21 protein-coding genes are annotated in these 19829 nt (G+C 65.8%); 2 read left to right on the top strand and 19 right to left on the bottom strand.

Annotation, left to right across the window (positions count from 1 at the left end):
• Positions 1-3: 3 nt before the first annotated feature.
• The 11 genes from V6M57_RS16290 to V6M57_RS16240 form a co-directional block, all read right to left on the bottom strand.
• Positions 4-627 carry an orotate phosphoribosyltransferase gene (locus V6M57_RS16290; protein ID WP_332816048.1) on the bottom strand — a complete coding sequence of 208 codons (624 nt, stop codon included), beginning with the start codon at positions 625-627 and terminating at the stop codon, positions 4-6.
• A 35-nt stretch (positions 628-662) separates the two neighbouring features.
• On the bottom strand, positions 663-1724 hold the full coding sequence (gene pyrC, locus V6M57_RS16285) for a dihydroorotase (RefSeq protein WP_332816047.1): 1062 nt from the start codon (positions 1722-1724) through the stop codon (positions 663-665).
• A gap of 10 nt (positions 1725-1734) precedes the next feature.
• The gene (locus V6M57_RS16280) at positions 1735-2991 is read right to left on the bottom strand and encodes a hydantoinase/carbamoylase family amidase (RefSeq protein WP_332816046.1); all 1257 of its coding nucleotides are present in this window, start codon (positions 2989-2991) and stop codon (positions 1735-1737) included.
• A gap of 21 nt (positions 2992-3012) precedes the next feature.
• Positions 3013-3693, bottom strand: coding sequence for a maleate cis-trans isomerase family protein (locus V6M57_RS16275; RefSeq protein ID WP_332816045.1), 681 nt, complete (start codon positions 3691-3693; stop codon positions 3013-3015).
• Positions 3694-3743: 50 nt separating this feature from the next.
• Positions 3744-4721 (bottom strand): ornithine cyclodeaminase family protein, encoded by a 978-nt coding sequence (locus V6M57_RS16270; protein ID WP_332816044.1) that lies wholly within the window; start codon positions 4719-4721, stop codon positions 3744-3746.
• A gap of 9 nt (positions 4722-4730) precedes the next feature.
• Positions 4731-5831 carry an NAD/NADP octopine/nopaline dehydrogenase family protein gene (locus tag V6M57_RS16265; protein ID WP_332816043.1) on the bottom strand — a complete coding sequence of 367 codons (1101 nt, stop codon included), beginning with the start codon at positions 5829-5831 and terminating at the stop codon, positions 4731-4733.
• 34 nt (positions 5832-5865) lie between these two features.
• Positions 5866-6618, bottom strand: a complete 753-nt coding sequence (locus V6M57_RS16260; protein ID WP_332816042.1) for an SDR family NAD(P)-dependent oxidoreductase — start codon at positions 6616-6618, stop codon at positions 5866-5868.
• Between the two features lie 206 nt (positions 6619-6824).
• Complete coding sequence (locus V6M57_RS16255; protein ID WP_332816041.1) at positions 6825-7733, bottom strand: helix-turn-helix domain-containing protein; 909 nt, start codon at positions 7731-7733, stop codon at positions 6825-6827.
• A 148-nt stretch (positions 7734-7881) separates the two neighbouring features.
• Complete coding sequence (locus tag V6M57_RS16250; RefSeq protein ID WP_332816040.1) at positions 7882-9114, bottom strand: CaiB/BaiF CoA transferase family protein; 1233 nt, start codon at positions 9112-9114, stop codon at positions 7882-7884.
• Between the two features lie 56 nt (positions 9115-9170).
• Positions 9171-10274 carry a CaiB/BaiF CoA transferase family protein gene (locus V6M57_RS16245; protein ID WP_332816039.1) on the bottom strand — a complete coding sequence of 368 codons (1104 nt, stop codon included), beginning with the start codon at positions 10272-10274 and terminating at the stop codon, positions 9171-9173.
• Between the two features lies 1 nt (position 10275).
• Positions 10276-11262, bottom strand: coding sequence for a Bug family tripartite tricarboxylate transporter substrate binding protein (locus V6M57_RS16240; protein WP_332816038.1), 987 nt, complete (start codon positions 11260-11262; stop codon positions 10276-10278).
• Between the two features lie 199 nt (positions 11263-11461).
• Between V6M57_RS16240 and V6M57_RS16235 the strand changes: the two genes are divergently transcribed.
• Entirely contained in the window at positions 11462-12205 is a 744-nt protein-coding gene (locus tag V6M57_RS16235; RefSeq protein WP_332816037.1) for an IclR family transcriptional regulator, read from the top strand.
• 40 nt (positions 12206-12245) lie between these two features.
• On the opposite strand, the gene V6M57_RS16230 is transcribed toward V6M57_RS16235, so the two are convergent.
• Complete coding sequence (locus V6M57_RS16230) at positions 12246-13097, bottom strand: amidohydrolase family protein (protein WP_332816036.1); 852 nt, start codon at positions 13095-13097, stop codon at positions 12246-12248.
• Positions 13037-13465, bottom strand: coding sequence for an ATP-binding cassette domain-containing protein (locus V6M57_RS16225; RefSeq protein ID WP_332816035.1), 429 nt, complete (start codon positions 13463-13465; stop codon positions 13037-13039). Before V6M57_RS16225 ends, V6M57_RS16230 begins: the two co-directional genes overlap by 61 nt.
• Before the next feature lie 32 nt (positions 13466-13497).
• Between V6M57_RS16225 and V6M57_RS16220 the strand changes: the two genes are divergently transcribed.
• A complete protein-coding gene (locus V6M57_RS16220) occupies positions 13498-13983 on the top strand; it encodes a LysR substrate-binding domain-containing protein (protein WP_332816034.1) in 486 nt (161 codons plus the stop codon).
• Positions 13984-14172: 189 nt separating this feature from the next.
• Here the strand turns inward: V6M57_RS16220 and V6M57_RS16215 are convergent, their stop codons facing one another.
• The 6 genes from V6M57_RS16215 to V6M57_RS16190 are packed head-to-tail and all read right to left on the bottom strand — an operon-like array spanning position 14173 to position 19805.
• Positions 14173-15213: a YeiH family protein gene (locus tag V6M57_RS16215; protein ID WP_332816033.1), complete on the bottom strand. Its 1041-nt coding sequence runs from the start codon at positions 15211-15213 to the stop codon at positions 14173-14175.
• 42 nt (positions 15214-15255) lie between these two features.
• The gene (locus tag V6M57_RS16210) at positions 15256-16491 is read right to left on the bottom strand and encodes an MFS transporter (protein WP_332816032.1); all 1236 of its coding nucleotides are present in this window, start codon (positions 16489-16491) and stop codon (positions 15256-15258) included.
• Positions 16482-16838 (bottom strand): Rieske 2Fe-2S domain-containing protein, encoded by a 357-nt coding sequence (locus V6M57_RS16205; RefSeq protein WP_332816031.1) that lies wholly within the window; start codon positions 16836-16838, stop codon positions 16482-16484. Before V6M57_RS16205 ends, V6M57_RS16210 begins: the two co-directional genes overlap by 10 nt.
• 10 nt (positions 16839-16848) lie before the next feature.
• Positions 16849-17886 (bottom strand): 2Fe-2S iron-sulfur cluster-binding protein, encoded by a 1038-nt coding sequence (locus V6M57_RS16200; protein ID WP_332816030.1) that lies wholly within the window; start codon positions 17884-17886, stop codon positions 16849-16851.
• Positions 17887-17902: 16 nt separating this feature from the next.
• Complete coding sequence (gene dmpG, locus V6M57_RS16195) at positions 17903-18919, bottom strand: 4-hydroxy-2-oxovalerate aldolase (protein WP_332816029.1); 1017 nt, start codon at positions 18917-18919, stop codon at positions 17903-17905.
• Between the two features lie 10 nt (positions 18920-18929).
• Positions 18930-19805 (bottom strand): acetaldehyde dehydrogenase (acetylating), encoded by an 876-nt coding sequence (locus V6M57_RS16190; protein ID WP_332816028.1) that lies wholly within the window; start codon positions 19803-19805, stop codon positions 18930-18932.
• Positions 19806-19829 lie beyond the last annotated feature (24 nt).

Below are 19829 nucleotides of genomic sequence, written 5' to 3'. Positions count from 1 at the left end.
TGCTCAATAAGAACCTTTGCCACCATGCTCGAGAGACCAGCGGCGGGGTCCGGCAAGAAAATGCTCGAGTTCGCGTTGCGCTTCGTCGTCCAGCGAGCACGAGCTACGGGCGGCAGCGAGCACGTCGGCCCAGCTGGCCAGCGCGTTGGTCCGCACGCCGAGCGCCTCCAGGACTTCATCTGCGTTGAAGGTGCCGTAATCGAAGATCACGAACACGTCCCGGACCTCGGCGCCGGAGCCCTGGAGTGCGGCAATGAAGTCGACCTTCGTGACACCTGCGGCCATCAGATCGTCCACCAACAGAACCCGTTTGCCTCTCAGCGAAGGGCCTTCGGTGCGCTCGCTTCCGCGTGCCCGCTTGCGGATGATCTGCATCGGCAGGTCGAGTTCCTCTGCGAGCCACGCTGCAATGGGGATGCCGCTCACTTCGCAGCCGACCACGCATTCGACTCCAATCAGAGCTGCGCGTCCGCGCAGCAATTCGATGGCGCGGCGGATCAGGTCCCGGCGAATCCGGGGGAAGGCGGTGAGACGCCGGCAGTCCATGTACACGGGGCTTGCCCAGCCGGACGGAAGGCGGAAGGGCTCACCACGGCGCCCGGAAACGCATCCGGCGTCCAGAAGCATGCGTGCCACTTCGATGGCAGATCCGGCCTGAGGGCTCATGACCGGTCTTCAGCCGTGTCAAGAAGGGTCCAGGGCAGTACAGCCCCGTCGAGGAACACCTTCACGCTGTCGCCGGTCGGCATTTGCACCTCGCCGGGCCCGGAAGCCTCGCGGCGCTCGAACGTGATCCGCTCTTCGTTGAGCGGCAACCCGTAGAAGCGCGCCCCGTTGACACTGGCGAAGCCTTCGAACCGGTCGAGTGCGGATTCCTCTTCAAAGACCATCAGGTAGCTCTCCAGCGCAACCGGGGCATTGAACACACCCGCACAGCCGCAGGCGGCTTCCTTCAGCCTGCGAATGTGCGGCGCCGAGTCAGTGCCGATGAAGATCCGCTCAAATCCCGAGGTGGCCAACCGCCGCAGCGCAAGGCGGTGCCGCTCGCGCTTCAGCACGGGCAGGCAGTACTGGTGTGGCCGCAGCCCACCCATGAAGAGTGCGTTGCGGTTGAAGATCAGGTGCTGCGGGGTGACCGTTGCGGCAAGCCGGCCGCTGCGCTCCCCTGCCACGAAGTCAGCCGCTTCTTCGGTGGTGATGTGCTCGAGCACGACCTTGAGACGGGGGAAGTCACGCAGGAGCGGCTGCAGCGTTTTCTCGATGAAGACCGCTTCACGATCGAAAATGTCCACTGCGGGGTCGGTGCTCTCCCCGTGCAAGAGCAGGGGCATGCCAAGCTCCTGCATCGTTTCGAGCGTCCGCGCCACCCGGGCCATCGAGGTGACGCCGTGTTCCGAGTGTGTCGTCGCCCCCGCGGGGTACAGCTTCACGGCGGCGAGGATCCGCTCTTCGTAGCCGCGCCGGATGTCGGAGGGTTCGGTGGCATCGCAGAGGTAGGCGGTCATCAGAGGCTCGAACTGAGCGCCCGGCGGCAGCGCGGCCAGGATCCGGTTCCGGTAGGCCACGGCGTGGCCCGCGGTGGTGACCGGCGGCTGCAGGTTCGGCATGACGATCGCCCGGGCAAACTGCCTGGCCGAGTACGGCAGGACGACGTTCAGCATGGCACCGTCACGCAGATGCAGATGCCAGTCGTCCGGCCGTCGCAAGGTAATGGTCTGTCGCATATGTTCCAGCTCAGTCGAGCCGTTCCAGCGTGTTGGCGAGCGCTTCGACGCCCAGCATGAAATCTCCGATCTCCATTGCCTCGTGCGGGTTGTGCGACCCGTTGGCATTTCGCACGAACAGCATTCCGCTCGGTATTCCGGCATTCGCGAACAAGGATGCGTCGTGGCCCGCTCCGCTCGGCAGCAAGGCATGCGCCGCTCCCGTTGCTTCGCAGGCGCGGGCCAGCTTCGCGCAGAGTTCCCGATCCATGGTGGCCGGCTCGCTGAGAAGTCGCCTGTCGAATTCGAACTGGACGCCCCGCTGGCGCTCGATCGCGTTGCATTCCGCACGGATCACCTGATAGAAGGCCTCCAGCGTGTCGCTGCTCTTGCTCCGTGCTTCAAGGCTGAAAGACACCTTTCCGGGGATTCGCGAGATCGAGTGCTCCGCCGGATCGGTGGCGACGACACCGGTGGTGACCACCAGATCCGTCCCTCGCTCCAGCAGCGAACGCCAGTGGTCATCCAGCCGCATGACCAGATCGGCGACGGCGAACATGGCGTCTCGACGCAACCACCGGGGCACCACCCCGGAGTGCTGCGCATCGCCGGCGCACACGACGTGGTTGTGCCGGACGTTGCCACGGATGGCCGAAACGACCGCCACGGGAAGTTCGCGCGCGACCATGACCGGACCCTGTTCGATGTGCAGTTCGAGGTAGGCGCGGATCCGCGACGTGTCCACCAGGACCTCCTGCGCCCGGATCGCCTCCACGTCCGCGCCGCAGCGGCGCATGCAATCGGCCAGCGATTCTCCGGTGGACCGATGCGTCAGCAGGAGATCCGCTTCGCTCAGCTTCCCGAGCAAGGCGCCCGAGCCCATGTAAGCCTTGCCGAACCACGCACTTTCCTCGCCGCGGAACGCTACCACTTCGATGGGCAAGCTGCCGTGCGAGCCGCGGCGCTTTCGCTCCAGCAGGCAGAGCAGACCCGCCACCACCCCTGCGAGCCCGTCGTAATTGCCGCCGCGCGGCACCGAATCGATATGCGAGCCTACCCACGCGACAGGGGCATCGGACGGTGTCTCGGTCAGGCTGAACACCAGGTTCCCTGCCCGGTCCGCGCGCACAGCCAGCCCTTCGGCTTCGGCCAGCTTGCCGAGATAGCTCGCGGCCGCACTCTCGCCCGCACCGTAGCTGTCGCGCGTAATGCCCACGCCGTCGAACGCGAGCGCGCGCGTCTCGTCAAAGATTCTTTCGGCCACCGGCCGCAGGCAGGACAGGTTCATTCGCGGCAAGCGCTATTGACGTCATTCGCGATCGAACAGGCTGCCCAGCCTGGAGGCCGGTTCCTTCACTCCCAGGGTCCGGAACATGGACCACAGCATCGCCTGGTTGGTGGAGACCACGGGGCAGCCCAGGTCGTCCTCCAGCCGGGGAATGATTTCCATCGTCCTGAAATTCGTCGCCGCGATGAACACCGCCTTCGCTTCGGGCACCCACGCTTGCCGAGCCATGCGATAGGCCACGTTCGCAGGCTGCAAGTTCGTGTGGTACCAGTCCCGCTTGTCCTTGTACTCCTCGTTGAAATCGCGCCTCACGCTGCTGGCCACCCGGAAGCCCTGGCGCTCCAGGAACGCCTGCATCGCGTCCGCACTCGTTTGCGGATAGGGCGTGACGAGCGCCACGCTGTCCGCCCCGAGTGCCTGGAGAGCCTCGACCATGACACCGCTCGCCGTCACCGCAGGCAGCGAACATGTCTTCTGGATTTGCTCCTTGATGTACGCGTTTCCATCGACGCCCTTGAGGAAGCTGGTTTCGGCGCACGCGTAACCCACTGCATCCACGCCCATTTCGATGAATTGCTCGCTCAGCGCCACGCCGCGGACCGGCATCTGCGCGCGTTCGATGGTGTCCATCCGGACACCGTGGTAGCTGACACCTTCGAGGCCGAGCGAGTAGCACTCGGGCTCCATCACGGTGTTGTCCATTGGCAGAATCAGGCCAACGCGTGCTCTCCAGCCGTACATTCCTGTGCTCCTTAAAGATCGACTTCGATGCCAAGCCCGGCGGCTCGTGCCGCCTCACGCACCTGAACCGCAACCGCAAGATCCTGCGCCGCAAGGCCGACTGACTTGAAAAGCGTGATCGCATCGGCGGAACGCCGCCCCTTGCCCGGATCCGTGGCAATCGCCCCGATTTCCTCGATCTGCTCCAGCCGGATTTCCCCGGCGTGTATCGGCATCGAATAGTCTCCCGGCCTCACCCCGGAGGTGAGCGAATCGACCGAGCGGACCTGGGCGCGCAACACGCCGGCGGAGTCGATCTCGCGCCACTCGGGACGGTGTGCACCCGTGAGGTTCACGTGCGCGCCCTGCTGCAGGACTGCGCCATGGACCACCGGCTCGGGGCTCGCAGTCGCCGCGCAGACCAGCAGTGAATGCGCGACCGCGTCGTCCGGTGTATCCGTCACTTCGACGGCGACCTCCGGGTGCGCACGGGCAAGGCGGTCCGCGAATTCCACGGCGCGCTCGCGGGTGCGGTTCCACACGTAAGCGCGACGCACGGGACGGACCGTACGCATGGCCTGGTACTGGTCCCAGGCCATGCCGCCTGTGCCAAGGATCGCCACGGAGTCGGCGTCCTCGCGTGCCAGGAGGGCCGTGGCCATCCCGCTGCCCGCGCCAGTGCGCACTGCGGTAATGAGGCTGCCGTCCATCAACACCTCCGGCGTCCCCGTACGCGGATCGAGCAGGATGATCGCACCCTGCGTGCTGGGCAGATTGAACTGCCGGTTTCCCGTGAACGTGGAAACGACCTTGAGCCCGAGTGAAGGGAAGCCGGGCAAGTAGCCCGACATGACCAGCATGTCGCCGTCGCATTCGGGCACGTGGACGGCATGCCGCTCCGGCACCGTGGCCTGCTTCTGCGAGACGGCGACATAAGCGCGGCGACAGCCTTCGATGGCCATGGACATGGTGAGGACGCGTTCCACGTCCGTGCGCGTGAGGATGAGCATGAGCAGGCTTTACTGACTGATGAGTTGAACGATCTCGCGCACGCTGGCTTGACCGATTCCCAGTCTGGCCAGGTTCCGCCCCTTCGCGCGGAAGTCGACGCCACAGACGGTTGATCCAAGCGTGACGATCGCATCCAGCAGGGGGGTCTGCACGCCTGCCTTCGCTCCGAGTTCAGCTATCGGAGCCAGCGCGTCGCCGATGTTTTCCATCATGTAGCGCCCTCGGACGTCCCGCGGGCCATCCATCGCAGCGAAACCGGCGGCTCCCTGCGGCGACTCGAAACAGGCCCCTTCCAGGCTGAGCGGGCCATCGAATGCCTCGGACGGGAAGCTCGGGATTTCGCAGTCATAGGCTTTCGCCACCTGCATCATTTCCCCGTAAGCCCCGCGCATGACCGCAGCCACCGCAGGAGTGATGCCTTCCGAAAACAGGAAGAACTCGCCTTTCATGTGCTCGATGCGTGCTGCATTCAGCAGTGCGCCGATGCCATAGACCACCAGCGCCGGGTTGCAGAATGCGGCCGCCAGCACGTTGGCCACGGCCCGCGCTTCGGGGAAGAAGCGGCGCAGCAGGTCCGCCGCTTCCTCGCTGCGGGCGGCCGGTATCGCGCCCGCGATCAGGCGGGTCGATGTATAGAGGATGCGCACGCTGTCCGGCGCGGGCTTGCGCGCGCCGTACGGAAGGGTGTCGACCTCCACGATCAGCGGCAGCTTTCCGCCCGGCGACTGCGCGCGAATGAGCCTCAGCAGTTCGAGCGCGCCGAAGCGCCCGGCCCAGATGACCACCGTCTGCGATGGCCGGACCAGCCGCGCGAGCGCCGAGAGAAACGGTTCCTGCCCAGTGGAGGGAACCACCACGTTGATCAAATCCACCCCGGCGATTGCTGCCTCCAGGTCCGTCGTGACCAGGCGGACGGCAACTTCCTTCTCTCCCAGGGCGCCTGACATGCGGATCACTCGGCGGCCGAGGATGGCCCGGATGCCTTGCGCGAAGTCCGGGTGCTCGTAGAGGTGGACCGCGTGCCCGCGGGCACCCAGGTCCGCCGCCAGGGCGCAGCCACCATTGCCGCCGCCAAGCACGGCCACGGGTTGATCTTTGCTCATCGACATCATCTGCTCTTTTCTGTCCGTTGCCTGTGGATGCTCAAATCAGTGTCTGGCCGCCGTCGATCATGATCGAGGCGCCGACGCAGAACGAGGCCTGCTCCGACGCAAGGAAGATCGTCGCGCCGACGACTTCGTCCGGTTCGCCCAGCCGGCCAATCGGGATCTCGGAGACCCGTTTCGCGAGAAACGCCGGATCGCTCAGGTAGCTGCGATTCAGGTCGGTTTCGATGGTGCCGGGCGCGATGCTGTTGACGCAGATTCCGTGAGGAGCGAGTTCGGCTGCCATCGTGCGGTTCAGCATGTAGATCCCGCCCTTGGACGCGCAGTACGCGGTGTTGCCGTAATTGGCCTGCACCTGCCGGGTCGAACTCACGTTGACGATGCGGCCGTACGAGCGCTTCATCATCTCGCGCGCGCAGACCTGCGCCGCGCGAAAGTACCCCTTCAGGTTGGTATCGAGCACGCGATCCCACTCCCCGTCCGTCAGATCAAGGAATGCAGTCGTGTTCATGACGCCCGCGTTGTTGACCAGAATGTCCAGCCGACCGAAGCGGTCTACCACCCGCCCGGCCATGGCCTCCAGGGAAGGGCGCGAAGCCGTATCGACTTGAACCGCCATGGCACTCCCGCCAGCCGCCGTGATGCGACCGACCACCTCCGCAGCTTCCTGCTCGCCTGAGCGGTAGCACACCGCGACCGTGGCACCCTCCTGCGCAAAGGCCAGCGCGATGGCGCGGCCCAATCCCCTGCTTGCCCCGGTGACTACCGCCACCCTTCCGCCAAGTCTCATACCTGTTCCTACGTGAACTACTCGGGACACGTGATCGGCGCCCTGATTCGGCGCCGCGCCGCCCATGACAGGTGCGCTGGCAGAATGCCGACTCAACAAGGTTTTGCGATCAGTTCTAGTTTTTTGATGCTAATCTACTTTTTGAGACTTGACAAGCAAAGAGCGGCATCGACCGGCATGGGTCCCGGTACCCGTGCAACAGGAGTTCAGTGGGTGGTGTCGTCCCCGGTGCGCGAAAGCATCTCGCGGATCACCTGCGCGCCCGCGGCCCCCTTCTTCGCGTTCCGCCAGAGCCGTCCGATCATGGCCTCATAGAGACGAACGGCCTCGGGCGACGAAGTCACCATGGCGATGCCGTTGTGCATGTTCGGCAGTTCTCCCAAGCGGAACGGGCTGATCGCCAGAACCTTCCGCTCGGCGCTCGAGAAGACCTGGGATGTGGACGCCGGCATGGCGTCGTCGATCAGACCGATCTGCGCGTGGAAGTCGTCGATTTCCATCAGTTCGGCAATATGTTCCACCTCGGCCCGCGCAGCCGCGATCCGGCGCCCACGGATATTGCGGGGCAGCTTCACGCGGCCAGCCATGCCGACGCGCACGAATCGTTCCAGTTCCCGAATGCCCACCAGGCAGATCAGATGCGGCCTGCGTCTCTCGAAAGCCGCCTTGCGCTCGGCCATGATTTCGATGAAGTTTTCGATCTCTTGCAGCCGGCCCTCCTCCCCCTTCACGGGCAACATCTCGGCGAGCATCGCGCGCAAGTGGCGCAGATAATCGGGCGTGGTCAGCAGCAGCGAAAGAGGCTCGAAGTGGGCAATGATCCGGTCGGAGGTCTCCTCGAGCTGCCGATAGCGCTCGAACAATCCCAGTGCGCTGGTGTAGTACTCATGCTCCACCCCCAGCAGGGAGGCCAGAGATGTCCCAAGGAGCTCCGCCAGGCGCTCGAGCGTCTCGATCTTGACGATCTCTCCCTTCTCGAGCCGGTAGACGACCGCCCGCGAGATGCCCATCCGCTCGGCGATATCTTCCGCCAGCAGCGAAGCCCCGATCCGATAGGCACGGAGACGCTGTCCGATGGCAACGTAGTCGATCGAAGTGCGTGAACCCTCCGGCATGTCTCTTTTTCTGGACGAGAATTCCTGATTGTAGACCGCCGAAGGTACTGAGAGACCGGCCATCGAGCACCGGGGCGAATCGAGGTCCGCAATTTGCCCGAGGCTGTGGAAACACGCGCCATCCGCTTGAATCGCACTCCGCCGATCGTCATATCGCGCCGACTGCGCGGAGTTGGTCCAGCTCAGCCCTCGGAATTCCCAGGCGCTCCAGCACGTACTCGGTGTGTTCCCCGACACCGGGGCCACTGCGAGGCACGGCGCAAGCGCTTCCCGAGTAGCGCGGGACGACACAAGGCGCCGGCAGGCTGCCGAGGTCTGGGTCCTCCATGCGGACGATCGCGTTTCGTGCGCGGAACTGTGGCTCCTCGAAAACATCGGCGATCGAGTTCACCTTGTTGAACGGCACTTCGTTCTGCGCGAGCCCCCGGGCTATGGCGTCGAATGGCTGGCTGGCGCACCATGCCGCCACCTCCGAGTCGATGGCCTGCAAGTGTTCCACTCGCAGCTGGAGCGTAGCGAATCGGGGATCCTGGAGCAGGTCCTGACGCTCCATCGCGCAGCAGATCCGCCTGAAGATCGCGTCCGACGAGGCAACGATCGTCACCCAGGTCCCGTCGGCTGTCTTGTAGATATTCGAAGGCGCGGTGTAGGTCGCGCGGGCGCCCGAGCGCTGCCGGACGATGCCCAGTTGCTCGAACTCGGCAGGCAAGGTCTCCAGCAGTCGCAGCATGGCCTCCGTGGCCGACAGGTCGATCTCCCGGCCCGGTGCCTGCGGGCAGCGGCTGTGTTCGACCAGGGCGGCGGTGATCGAGAACGCACCGAAGAGGCCCGCGATCATGTCCCCGAGCGCGTAGTTCATGTGCTGCGGACTGCCGTCCGGCTCGCCGATCAGGTTCGCGAACCCGCTCATCGCCTCGAAGATCCGTGCAAAACCGGGGCGCCGTGCATACGGGCCCGTCTGGCCGAAGCCCGTCACGCGCAGGACGATCAGGCGAGGGTTGGCTGCATGCAAGGTTCTCAGATCCAGCCCCCAGGAGTCCAGAGTCCCCGTCCGGAAGTTCTCGACCAGCACGTCGAACGAGGGCAGCAGTCGCAGGAACACCGCGCGCCCGTCGGGTTTCCTCACGTCGAGCGTGATCCCCAGCTTGCCGCGGTTGCTCACCTTTGAATGGATCGGGAGGTCGCCCTTGACCGGTGCCAATGAGCGCAGCGGGTCCACGCCTGACGGCAGCTCGAGCTTGACGACTTCGGCTCCGAGGTCTGCGCACAGCGTCGCAGCGAACGGCGCGGCCAGGAACGTGGCCATGTCGAGGATGCGAACGCCGCTCAGGACCGGGGGCCGGCTCGAATCGTGGGGCTGTCTATCTTCAGGAAGTGGCATTCAATGCAACTCGCGGTGTTCGTACCGGTTGGCGGTGTGATTCGGAAGCAGCAAGCTCAGCCGCCTGTCCAGCGTGAATAGGCCTCGGCGAAATCGCGGCTGGCTTCGGCTTCAGGAGCACGCGGCTGCGGCGGGACGGTCCGGCTGAAGCGCGGCGCCGGGGCCGGTTGCACGACCCCGGCGACGTCGATCAGCACGCCTCGCGATTGCACGTGGGGATGCGCGGGCGCCTCGTCGAACGTCAGCACCGGCGCGAAGCATGCGTCCGAGCCCTCGAGCAGCTCGCACCACTCGCGCTGGGTGCGCTGCCGGAAGCGTTGCGCCAGCAGCTCCTTGGCCCGAGGCCACGCTGCCCGGTCGTACTGCTCGCCCACGGCTTGCGGATCCAGGTCGAGCTTCTGCAGCAGCTCGCGAAAGAATCGCTTTTCGATGGCACTGACGGAGATCCACTTGCCGTCGCGGCATTCGTAGACTTCGTAGAAGGGTGCGCCGGAATCGAGGATGTTGGTGCCCCGCTCGGTGTTCCACAGCCCGGCCGCCTTCAGGCCGAAGAAGGTGGTTGCCAGCGAGGCGGCGCCATCGACGATGGCGGCGTCGACCACCTGGCCTTCACCGCCCGCGCGCACGGCCATCATCGCCGCCAGCATGCCGAAGGCCAGGTAGAGCGCTCCGCCACCGAAATCACCGACCAGCGCGAGCGGGATCGAAGGGGGCTGGCCCGCCCGTCCGATCGCGTGCAGCGCGCCGGTCAAGGCGATGTAGTTGAGATCGTGGCCGGCTGCATTCGCCAGCGGCCCGGTCTGCCCCCACCCCGTGACCCGCCCATAGACGAGTTTCGGGTTGGCGCGCAGGCAGGCATCGGGCCCCAGGCCCAGGCGTTCGGCAACCCCCGGCCTGAATCCTTCGATCAATCCGTCGGCGGTCTCCAGCAACTGAAGGACCTGCCGGACGGCCTGCGGCTGCTTCAGGTCCAGGGCCAGCCGCTCCCGGTTGCGCAGCAGCGGGTTCAGGTGCGCCGGTCGCGGGATGCCGAGATCGGCTGGCTCGGTGCGCTCGATGCGCAGCACCGTGGCACCGAGGTCGGCCAACAGCATGGCCGCGAACGGCCCCGGGCCGATGCCGGCCAGCTCGACGATCTTGAGACCATGAAGCGGGCCCATCTCAATCCGCCTTGAACCCGATGGATTGCGCGAGCGATCGCCAGGTCTGGATTTCCTTGCGGATCATGGCCTCGGTGTCGGCGGCGCCGAGGAACGTCGGCGCCGCCCCCAGCGTCAGGAGGCGCTCCCGTACATCGGGAGCCGCCATGACCTGCCCGATTTCCCTTTCCAGGCGTTCGACGATGTTCTTCGGCGTCCGGGCCGGGACCATGATGGCGAACCATGGCGACACGCCGGCATCCGGGTAGCCCGCCTCCGCCATCGTGGGCGTGGACGGAAGACCCGGGAGCCGGTCCTTGCTGGCAACCGCCAGGATCTTGATGCGCCCGCTCTGAGCCAGGCTGCTCGCCACCGTGGCCGGGACGAAGGAGGCCGAGAGCCGCCCCTCGGCCAGGTCCGCAAGGATCGGCGGAGCGCCCTTGTAATGAACCGGGTCGACCTTGATGCCGCTCGCTTTCTTCAGCAGTTCGAAACCGAGGAACTGGCTGGAGCCGACGCCGCCGCTGCCGTACAACAGGGTGCCGGGCTGCTTTCTGGCCAGCGCCACGTACTCCTGCACGCTGGTCACCGGCGAACCGGGAGGCACTGCGAACGCATTGACCCCCGAGCCGTACAGTGCCACGGGCAGCAAATCGCGCAGGACGTCCTGGCGGTTGCCCTTCATGAACGTCATGTTGGAGGCGTTGCTGGTCGAGCCGACCAGCCAGGTGTAGCCGTCCGGGGGCGCCTGGATCACGGCATCAGTGCCGATCACGCCTCCGCCACCCGGCTTGTTCTCGACGGTCATGGCAACCTTGAGGGCCGGCTTGAGCTTGTCCACGACGATGCGCGTCATCACGTCGGCCACGCCGCCGGCCGGGTATGGAACCACGACGCGAATCGGTCGCTGCGGAAACTGCTCCTGGGCTCCAACGGCTGCCGGAGACGCCGCAATCAGACAAGCCGCGGTGCAGCGAAGCAATGCGCTCAAGAGTGGCACGTGGGCCATGGGAACATCTCCTGCAAGAGTGATCGATCGATTCCCGCGCCGGCGACGCGGCGCTCCAGGGGGACGGGGTCATCATAGGGAGCGCGGCACGTTCTGCGGACCCTTGTTCCGCTCTGCGGACTTTTGCGCGCCCTAGAATCCAGCCATGCAGCAGAGTCGGCGGAGCGTCCGAGCGGACGATCGAGGGCGCGATTTCGGTGTGGCGATCTCGCGTGCCTTCGACATCCTGCGTTGCTTCACGCCGTCCGATCCATTCCTGGGGCTGACGGACATCGCGCAGCGCACGGGGTTGCCCAAGGCCACCGTCTCACGAATCACGTCCACCCTGGAAGAACTGGGGTACCTGGCGCGGGTCCAGTCCATGCGCAAGTACCGCCTCGGCTGGGGCTTGCTCTCGCTCAACTACCCGCTGCTGTCGCGCCTGCCGATTCGCCAGGTGGTGCGGCCCGCCATGCACGCGCTGGCCACCTATGCCAAGGCCAATGTCAACCTGGCCACGCTGGACCGGACGTCCGTGGTGTTCGTGGAAAGCGTTCGTTTCGACGAGACGCACGTGACGCGGCCGGACATCGGCGCCTCCCGGCCCCTTCTGGTCGGCGCGATCGGACCGGCGCTGCTCAGCGGCATGCCCGAGGCGGCGCGCACCGCAGCGCTGAACCGGCTGAAGGTCGCCGATTCCACCGCTTACGCTTCCGGGCTGCCTCGCGTGGAACGGGCCCGCAAGTCGATTGCGCAGAAGGGCTACTACGTCGTCGCCGACGAGTTCGTGCGGGGCCTGTATTCGGTAGCCACCCCGATGCGAGTGGGTCCCTTCGACGAGCCTCTTGCATTCAACTGCGTCATGTCGGGGCCGCGACCCAGCAAGGAGCGCATCGAGAAGGACATCGCGCCGCGGCTGCTTGCCATGGTGCGCCAGCTCGAACTTCAGCTGGCGATCAATTGAGAGGGTGACGCAGCGCGCGGGAGGATGTCCTTCTTGAAGCTCAGCTCTGCTTCGACGACCGCTCGAGCAATCCCGCCGCGCGGACATTCGCGGCCCTCGAGATCTCGCGCTCATCGGCAATCGCCAGATCGCCCTGGCGGACGAGCACGCGCCCGCCCACCATCGTGAGGCTTGCCGGCCCATCATTGCCGGCGAAGAGCACCGCCCCCAACGGGTCCGTGGCGCCGGCACGCGCGACACGCTCCAGGTCGAACGCGTTCAGGTCGGCAGCCATTCCGGGAGCGAGATGCCCGATGTCGCTGCGCCCGAGGATTCCGGCAGCCTGCCGCGTGGCCATGTACAGGACTTCGTCGGGAAGCATCCAGTCGCTCTCGGGGTCATCGCGGCAGTCGCCATTGACGCGGTGCAGCAGCAGCGCGAGACGCATCTCGCCGATGAAGCTGCCGCCGTCGTTGCTCGCCGATCCATCCACCCCGAGACCGATGCGCACCTGGGCTCGCCGCAACTGCGCGATTCGCGTCATCGGGTAGCCGAGGCGAAGGATGGTGTGCGGGCAATGAACGACCGCCACCCCATGCCATGCGAACTGCGTGATCTCCTCGTCGTCCAGCTGCGTGCAGTGCGCCAGGAAGGTCCGCTCGTGCAGCCACCCCATCTCGCCCAGGAACTCCATCGGTGTCATTCCCAGCAGCTGTCGCACCAGTTCACGCTCGCCCGGACGAGGGTGGAAATGGGTGTGCAGGCCCAGCCCGCCCCCCTTCGCGATCGCCGCAATGCCCTTCATCACGTCGGGCCTGGCATAGGTGGGGGTCGTGGGGCCGAGCGACATCGTCAGGCGCGACAGCGGCCGCGGGTCGTGATAGCGGGCGACGTCGCGCTCCAGCGCCTGCATGATGCGATCTTCCGGGTCGATGATGCGCGCCAGCCGGTGGCCCAAACGCTCTTGCAGATCGCCTTCCACCGTGGGCAGGCAACCGCGTATGAGGTGCAGCCGGATTCCGCTCGCCCGTGCAGCCTCGACATGTTGTGTTCCACGATGAGCAACGTCGCGCCCGTGGCCGAATTCAGCCCGATCAGCAGGTCCGAAATACCCTTGAGTTCTTCCTCGCTCACGCCCGACACGGGCTCGTCCAGCAGCACCACGCGCGGGCGTGAGACGATGGCCCGCGCGATTTCGAGCCGCCTCTGGTTTCCAAGCGACAGTGTGCCTGCGAGTTGGCCAGCCGCATCGGCCAATCCGACGTCGCGCAGCGCTTTCATGGCCAGGTGACCCGGCTCGGGAAGGCCTGCGCGTGGCTGTCCGCTTCGGTGATGGCGAGTGGCCGCATCTGCGGGTCAAGCCGCTGCTTCAGCCTACCGTCTTCCCGGTGTGCAGTCCTGCCTATCTGCAGGAGCACGGACGCATCGGCTCTGTGCAGGACCTGGTGACACACACGCTACTGGACCGGGAGCCGGAAATCGCCGGGTCCTTCGGAATCGGCTGGACCCAGTGGCTGGCGCACGCGGCAGAGGCCGAGGCCTGCACGCGCAACCGGATTTACTTCAACAGCTATGAAATCGTGATCCGCAGCACCTTGGCTGGCCAGGGTGTAGCGCTTGGAGTGGACGTTCTGGTGGCGGACCTGATTCGACAGGGGCTACTGACCTGCGCTGTCGACACCAGGATTGGCTGGAAGGAGGGATACCACCTTGTCTCGCCGAAGAACGAACCGGTCACGAGGCCGATGAAGCTTTTCTCAGACTGGCTGCTTGCGCGGGCAACTGAGGTCACGCAGTGAGTGCCTATTCGATTTGTTGATGGCTGGCGTGACAGCGGCGAGGTTTCGACCGGCTCGATCTCCCATACCCGCACTTCTGGAGGAGAAAGCGGCACTGCGTGTATCACGAGCGGCATTGGGAGATTGCAGCACCAATGTGCGGTGCCGGCTCCAATCCCCGCCAGGCACTCTCCCGGATAGGCTGCGGTTTCAGCCGGCCTTTAGCAGCAGGACCGCGGCCAGGACGATGACCGCAATGAACATCGTCTCCGATGCCAGCATCAGCACGGGCTTCCATCCAAGTTTGAGGAGATCGACGAAGGCCGTCTTGATTCCGGCAGCGGCAATGGCCACGACCAGAAGCGCCTTAGAGGCGTCTCCGGCCAGCGCAGTCAACGACGCAGGAAAGACGTGGGCGCTGCCCAGGAGCATCAAGACGACGAAAGCCACCAGGAAACCTGGAATCAGCGGAATAGCCAGGGGTCTCCTTGTCGGCTGCGCCGGCCCCCGGAATGCCATGGCGACCAGCAGGGCAACTGGCATCAGCAGCACGACACGGAACAGTTTCACCACGGTGGCCACCTCGCCAGCCTCAGGCCCGATCAGCATCCCCGCCGCGACGACTTGCGCGACGTCGTGGATCGTTCCGCCGAGCACGATGCCGGAAGCTTTTTCGCTCAGTTGCAGAAAGCCGAGCGCAAATGGATAGACCACCATGGCGAAAGTCGACAGGACGGTGACGCCGACGATGGTCAGCAATGTGAATCGTTCGTTTTCCCGGGTGGGAGGAAGCACGGACGAGATCGCCAGTGCGGCCGAGGCGCCGCAGATCGCGACCGCCCCGCCAGACAGGACGCCCTGCGAAGGCGCAACGCCCAGAACGCGAGCGAGGGCCAGCCCGAGCAGGATCGTTGCTCCGACTGCGACGCCCATGATCAGCGCCGTCTCGAACCCCAGTCCCAGGACCTGCGATACGGTGATCCGCATGCCCAACAGCGCGACGCCCAGTCGCAGCAGGGTCCGGGAGCAAAAGTCGATGCCAGGCACGATCCTGGACTGATCGACCAGGAAGTGAAGCGAGAGCCCTATGAGGAGCGCGTACAGCAACTGGGGGCCGCCGAACTGCTGCGCCAGGAACGTTGCAGCCATTGCAACCACAACGCAGATCAGTGCCCCGGGGAAAACCGACGCGGTGCCGGCCCACTTTTCACTGAATCGGGCAACGGTCAAAACTCTTGCCTGCATGGACATGGAAGTTTTCAGAAGCGGAGTGCCGCGCGCGGCCCGGTCTTTTCAGGCTTGGCGGAATCGACCTGACAGGGACAGCAGAAGCAGGACTCCGGTAGCCGCGCAGACTGCCGCCACGGCGAACGGCAGTGCGTAGCTTCCGCTGGCGTCCCGGGTGATGCCACCCACCCAGCTGCCCCCGCCCGCGGCAAGGAACGCGAAGAAATAGATCTCCGCAAGGCGCCTTCCGGCCTGAGCGGCAGGAAACAGTTCCCGCACCAGCACGGCGTAGGCAGGGACATAACCTCCGAAGCCGATACCGATCAGCAGCACCGAAAGAATGATCGACGCCTGGCTGTCTGCAAGAGCAAGGAGCACGACGCCCGCGAGATGCACGAGCGAAACGGCGACCAGCGTCCGGAAATGTCCGAAGCGAATCGTCAACGGCCCGATCGACAGGCGCAGCAGCAGGGTGGCGCCGAGCATCACCGACACGAAGGCCGCAGCAGCGGCGGGCGCGAATCCCTTTTCCTCACCGAATGCCGTGAGGTGGCCGATGGCGATGAATGCCGCAAGATTGGACAAGGCCATGCTCGATCCCAGGAGTGCGAACCCCTTGCGGTCGAGAGTCCTGTTCGCCGTCGCCCCGTGCGCCGGGCCCGGAGCCGACAGCCGGGGCGGCGCACGCCGGAATGCGAAGGCGCAGGCGCACAGGACCAGGCCGGCCGCGATGCCGTAGCTTTCGATCGTCTGGCGCCAGCCGTACGCCTCGGCACTCCATCTCAGCACGGGTGGCAGCGCGAGCCCGCCGACGCTCTGGCCGCAGGCGGCAAGCGCGATGGCCAGCGCGCGGTGCCGGTCGAACCACTGGCTGACCGCCGCCGCGAGGGGACTGAAGAACGCCCCCTGCCCAATACCGCCCACCAGGACCCCGTAGGCAAAGTGCAGCGTCAGCAGGTTGCTGGCCGAAGCCGCGAGAACCAGGCCGCCACCGGTCGCTGCCGCAGCCAGCAGCGAAATCCCGAAAAACCCGAACCGGTCCAGCAGGCGGCCGAGCAGCAGGCTGCCCACGCCCGCACCGACCATCGCCGAGGTATGGACCAGCGCGATGGTGCTGGCGCCTGCTTGCCAGTCGCTGGCCAGTGGCTTGAGCAGGACCGGGATGCTGGTCACGGCACCGAAACTGATCGAAGCGATGACGAGGGTGATGCAAGCCACCCACCAGCTGTACAGGCTCTGGATGGAGGCAGGACCGCCCGCCCCGACTGGCTGAAGCCGGGGGCGACCGCGCGTCAGCAGCACGTGGTTCCGCCGTGCCTCAGTCGCTCCATGTTCACCAGGAGCTTGCCGCCCTCCAGGCGAACCGGGGCGACCTTGAGGCGCTCCTCAGCCAGGCCGATCGGGTCGCCGGTGCAGAGATCCCACTGCCACAGGTGTTTGGTGCAGGTGAGGACGTTGCCGTCCACCATCCCGTGGGCCAGGCGCTCCTCCATGTGGGGGCAGAGTGCGGGGCACGCGACAATGCCCTCAGGGGTGCGCACCAGGAGGATGTCCTGGCCGTCCACGCGGCACTCGAGGAACTCCTCTCCTTCGAAGTCTTCCGCATGGCAGGCCATCTGCCAGCTCTCTTGTTCGTTTCGTACGTCCATGTCTCTGCGCTCAGGAAAAACTGTCGTAGCGGATCTTGGTGGGGCTCAGCTTTGCCGTGAGCATCAGCATGCGCAAGCTGGCCTCGACCATCGGTGCCGGCCCCGCGACGAACACCGCCCGCCTCTTCCATTCATCGACGGGCAGGGCCCGGGAGGCGACAACGTGCGCCAACCCCTGTTCGAAGCGCAGCCCCGGCTGCTCGTTCGGCTCCGGCCCGGATGGCTCCGAAAGAGCCACGACGATGCGGACCCTGCCGGGAGCAGCCTCGGCAGCCGCCTCCAATCGCCCGATCACCTGCCTCGAGCCGAGGGTGCGCAGACCGCAGACGATGTCCATGCGATTGCGCGCCAGGTGCCCGCTGGCAGTCGCCCAGTCAAGAAGCGAAAGCGCCACGCCTGCGCCCGAGCCGCCTGCCAGGACTGCAATATCCCGATCCTCCGCCGGGTGCACGTGGGCGGTCCCCAAAGGCCCGAAAACCGTCACCGGCATCCCCATCCCGCGCCCGGAGCAGAGCAGCGGCGACATGCCGCCGCCCTCCTTCTCGCGCACCACGAGGGCGAGTCTGGATACGTCTGCGCCATCATGAGCCGGCGAATAGGCTCGAAAGCCCTGCACCCCGGGCGCCGCCACCAGCACGAACTGGCCTGCATGGAAGCGCATGGGGCGTTGCAGTTTCAGCACGACCCAGGCGAGCCCATCTTCATCACGGTCCACCGAGGACACGTGCCCTTGATAGGACTGTGCGAGCTCGCGCGGATGGTTGCAGCTCCCATCACGTGCCTCGAGGACACAGTCGCTGTGCGGCGTGGACTGGCACAGCAGGATCTCGCCGGGCTTGCGCAGTGCACGGCGGCCCGGCGCATCGTTCCAGGCGGGCTCGACCGAGCCCGCCAGAAGGGTGGCCTTGCAGTTCCCGCAGGTGCCCGTTGCACAGCCGTAGGCCAGGTTGGCCCCGGCACGCAGACCTGCGTACAGCAGGCGTTCGCCACGTGCGCAGCGGAACGACTGCGTTCCCCGGGCGCCACGGATTTCGACCAGCGCGTCCATCATCGCAATCCGCGGCTCAGGCAGCCTTGCGCATTGCCTGAGCGAGTCGCTGCGCTTCCTCGATCACCACGTCTTCTTGCGCCGCGACGACCTTCCGCTCGCCCAGACGCAACACCAGTTCGCGCGGATCGCAGCCGTACTGTTCGGCTGCGTGCCTGACCGGATGGATGTAGCCCCCGTACACGTTGGCGTACCCCATCAAAATCGAATCGTTGTCGATCACGGGCATGGGCTGCGGCGCGACCTGGCGGCTGAACACGTCCGCCGCATCCATGATGCCGAAGAGGTCGGCGTTCACCTGATGGCCCGCCCGCTTGAGCGCGGTGATGGCCACTTCCGTCTGTGCATTGCCCGCACCGCCGCCGAATCCCTTGAGGCTCCCGTCGATGAAACTTGCGCCCTCCTCCACCGCCGCGAGGATGTTGCCGATCGCCAGGCCCAGGTTGTTGTGCGGATGGAATCCGATCGGGATCTTCACCGCCTTGTGCACCGCCCGAACTCGCGCAGCCACTTCGGAGGGTACGAGGTGGCCTTGCGATTCGGCGAGATTGACGTAATCGGCGCCATAGGACTCGAGCTTGGCTGCCTCCTCCGCGAGCTGCTCGGGAGTAGCCATTCCCGCGGAGACAAGATAGCCGACGGTGAACATGCCCAGTTCCTTGGCTCGGCGCAGGTGTTGCTCCGTGATGTCGGCTTCGGTGCAGTGGGTGGCGATGCGCGCCACCTTCACACCCGCGTCGGCCGCCATCTCGAGGTCGCCGAACAGTCCGAAGCCCGGCAGGGCAAGGATGGCGACCTTGGCATTGCGGACCGCCCGGCAGGCCGCTTGCAGCAGGGCCTGGTCGCTGGCGGCGGCGCGGCCCACGTGCAGGCTGCTGCCCCCCAGACCATCGCCGTGGCCCACTTCAATGATGTCGACTCCGGCCCGATCGAGCGCCGCAGCCGTCGCCGAGACGATTTCGGGCGTGAACTGGTGCCGATAGGTGTGGTTGCCGTCGCGCAGCGTGACGTCGACGAAAGTGATGGCGGCCATGGTGTCCTCCTCAATTCAGCGTGGCTGCGTAGCGCTCCGCGACGGCGACGGCCGCTGCGTTGATGATGTCCAGGTTGCCGGCGTAGGGAGGCAGGAAGTCACCCGCGCCTTCGACCTCGACGCCGATCATGAAGTGGTCCCCACGATTGAAAGGCTCGACCGTCAGCCGGTAGCCGGGCACATAGCGCTGAACGGCCTTGACCATCTCCAGGACCGAGTGCTTCACCAGCTGCTCGTCAACCTCGCCATCGACCATCGTGTAGACGGTGTTGCGCATCATGAGCGGTGGATCGGCAGGGTTCACGACAACCAGTGCCTTGCCGCGCCCGGCGCCGCCAACCTCGGCGAGCGCCTTCTGGGTGGTGAGGGTGAATTCCTCGATGTTCTGACGGGTGCCCGGGCCAATGCTGCGACTGGAGACAGTAGCCACGATCTCCGCGTACTTCACGTTGGCGACCCGGCTGACGCCGTGCACGATGGGAATCGTCGCCTGCGCCGCGCAGGAAATGAGATTCACGTTTCCAGCGTCGAAGCTACTGTCGCCGTTGACGCAAGGAACTACGCTGGGCCCCACCTTGGCCGGCGTGAGGTCGATTGCGAAGATGCCGGCCTTCTTGAAGCGCGGCGCATTGGCGATATGGGCACGCGCCGAGGTCGCCTCGAAAACGATCTGCAAGCCCTTTTCCTCGAGGATGGCCTCGGCACCGTCGGTCGAGGTAGGGCAGCCGAGCTCGCGGGCGCGTGCCAGTCCTTCGGACGCCGGGTCGATGCCTGCGAGCAGGCGAAGATCGAACATCGGGTTGCGGCGGATCTTGTACAACAGGTCAGTGCCGATGTTTCCGGAACCGAGAATGGCAACGGGGATAGGCGGAATGGATTGGTTCATATGGGATCCCTGTGTGATGGCCGG

The organism is Ramlibacter sp. (genome assembly GCF_036676645.1).
In the GTDB taxonomy this organism is placed as follows: domain Bacteria; phylum Pseudomonadota; class Gammaproteobacteria; order Burkholderiales; family Burkholderiaceae_C; genus Ramlibacter.
This window is presented reverse-complemented; position numbering and strand designations above follow the sequence as displayed.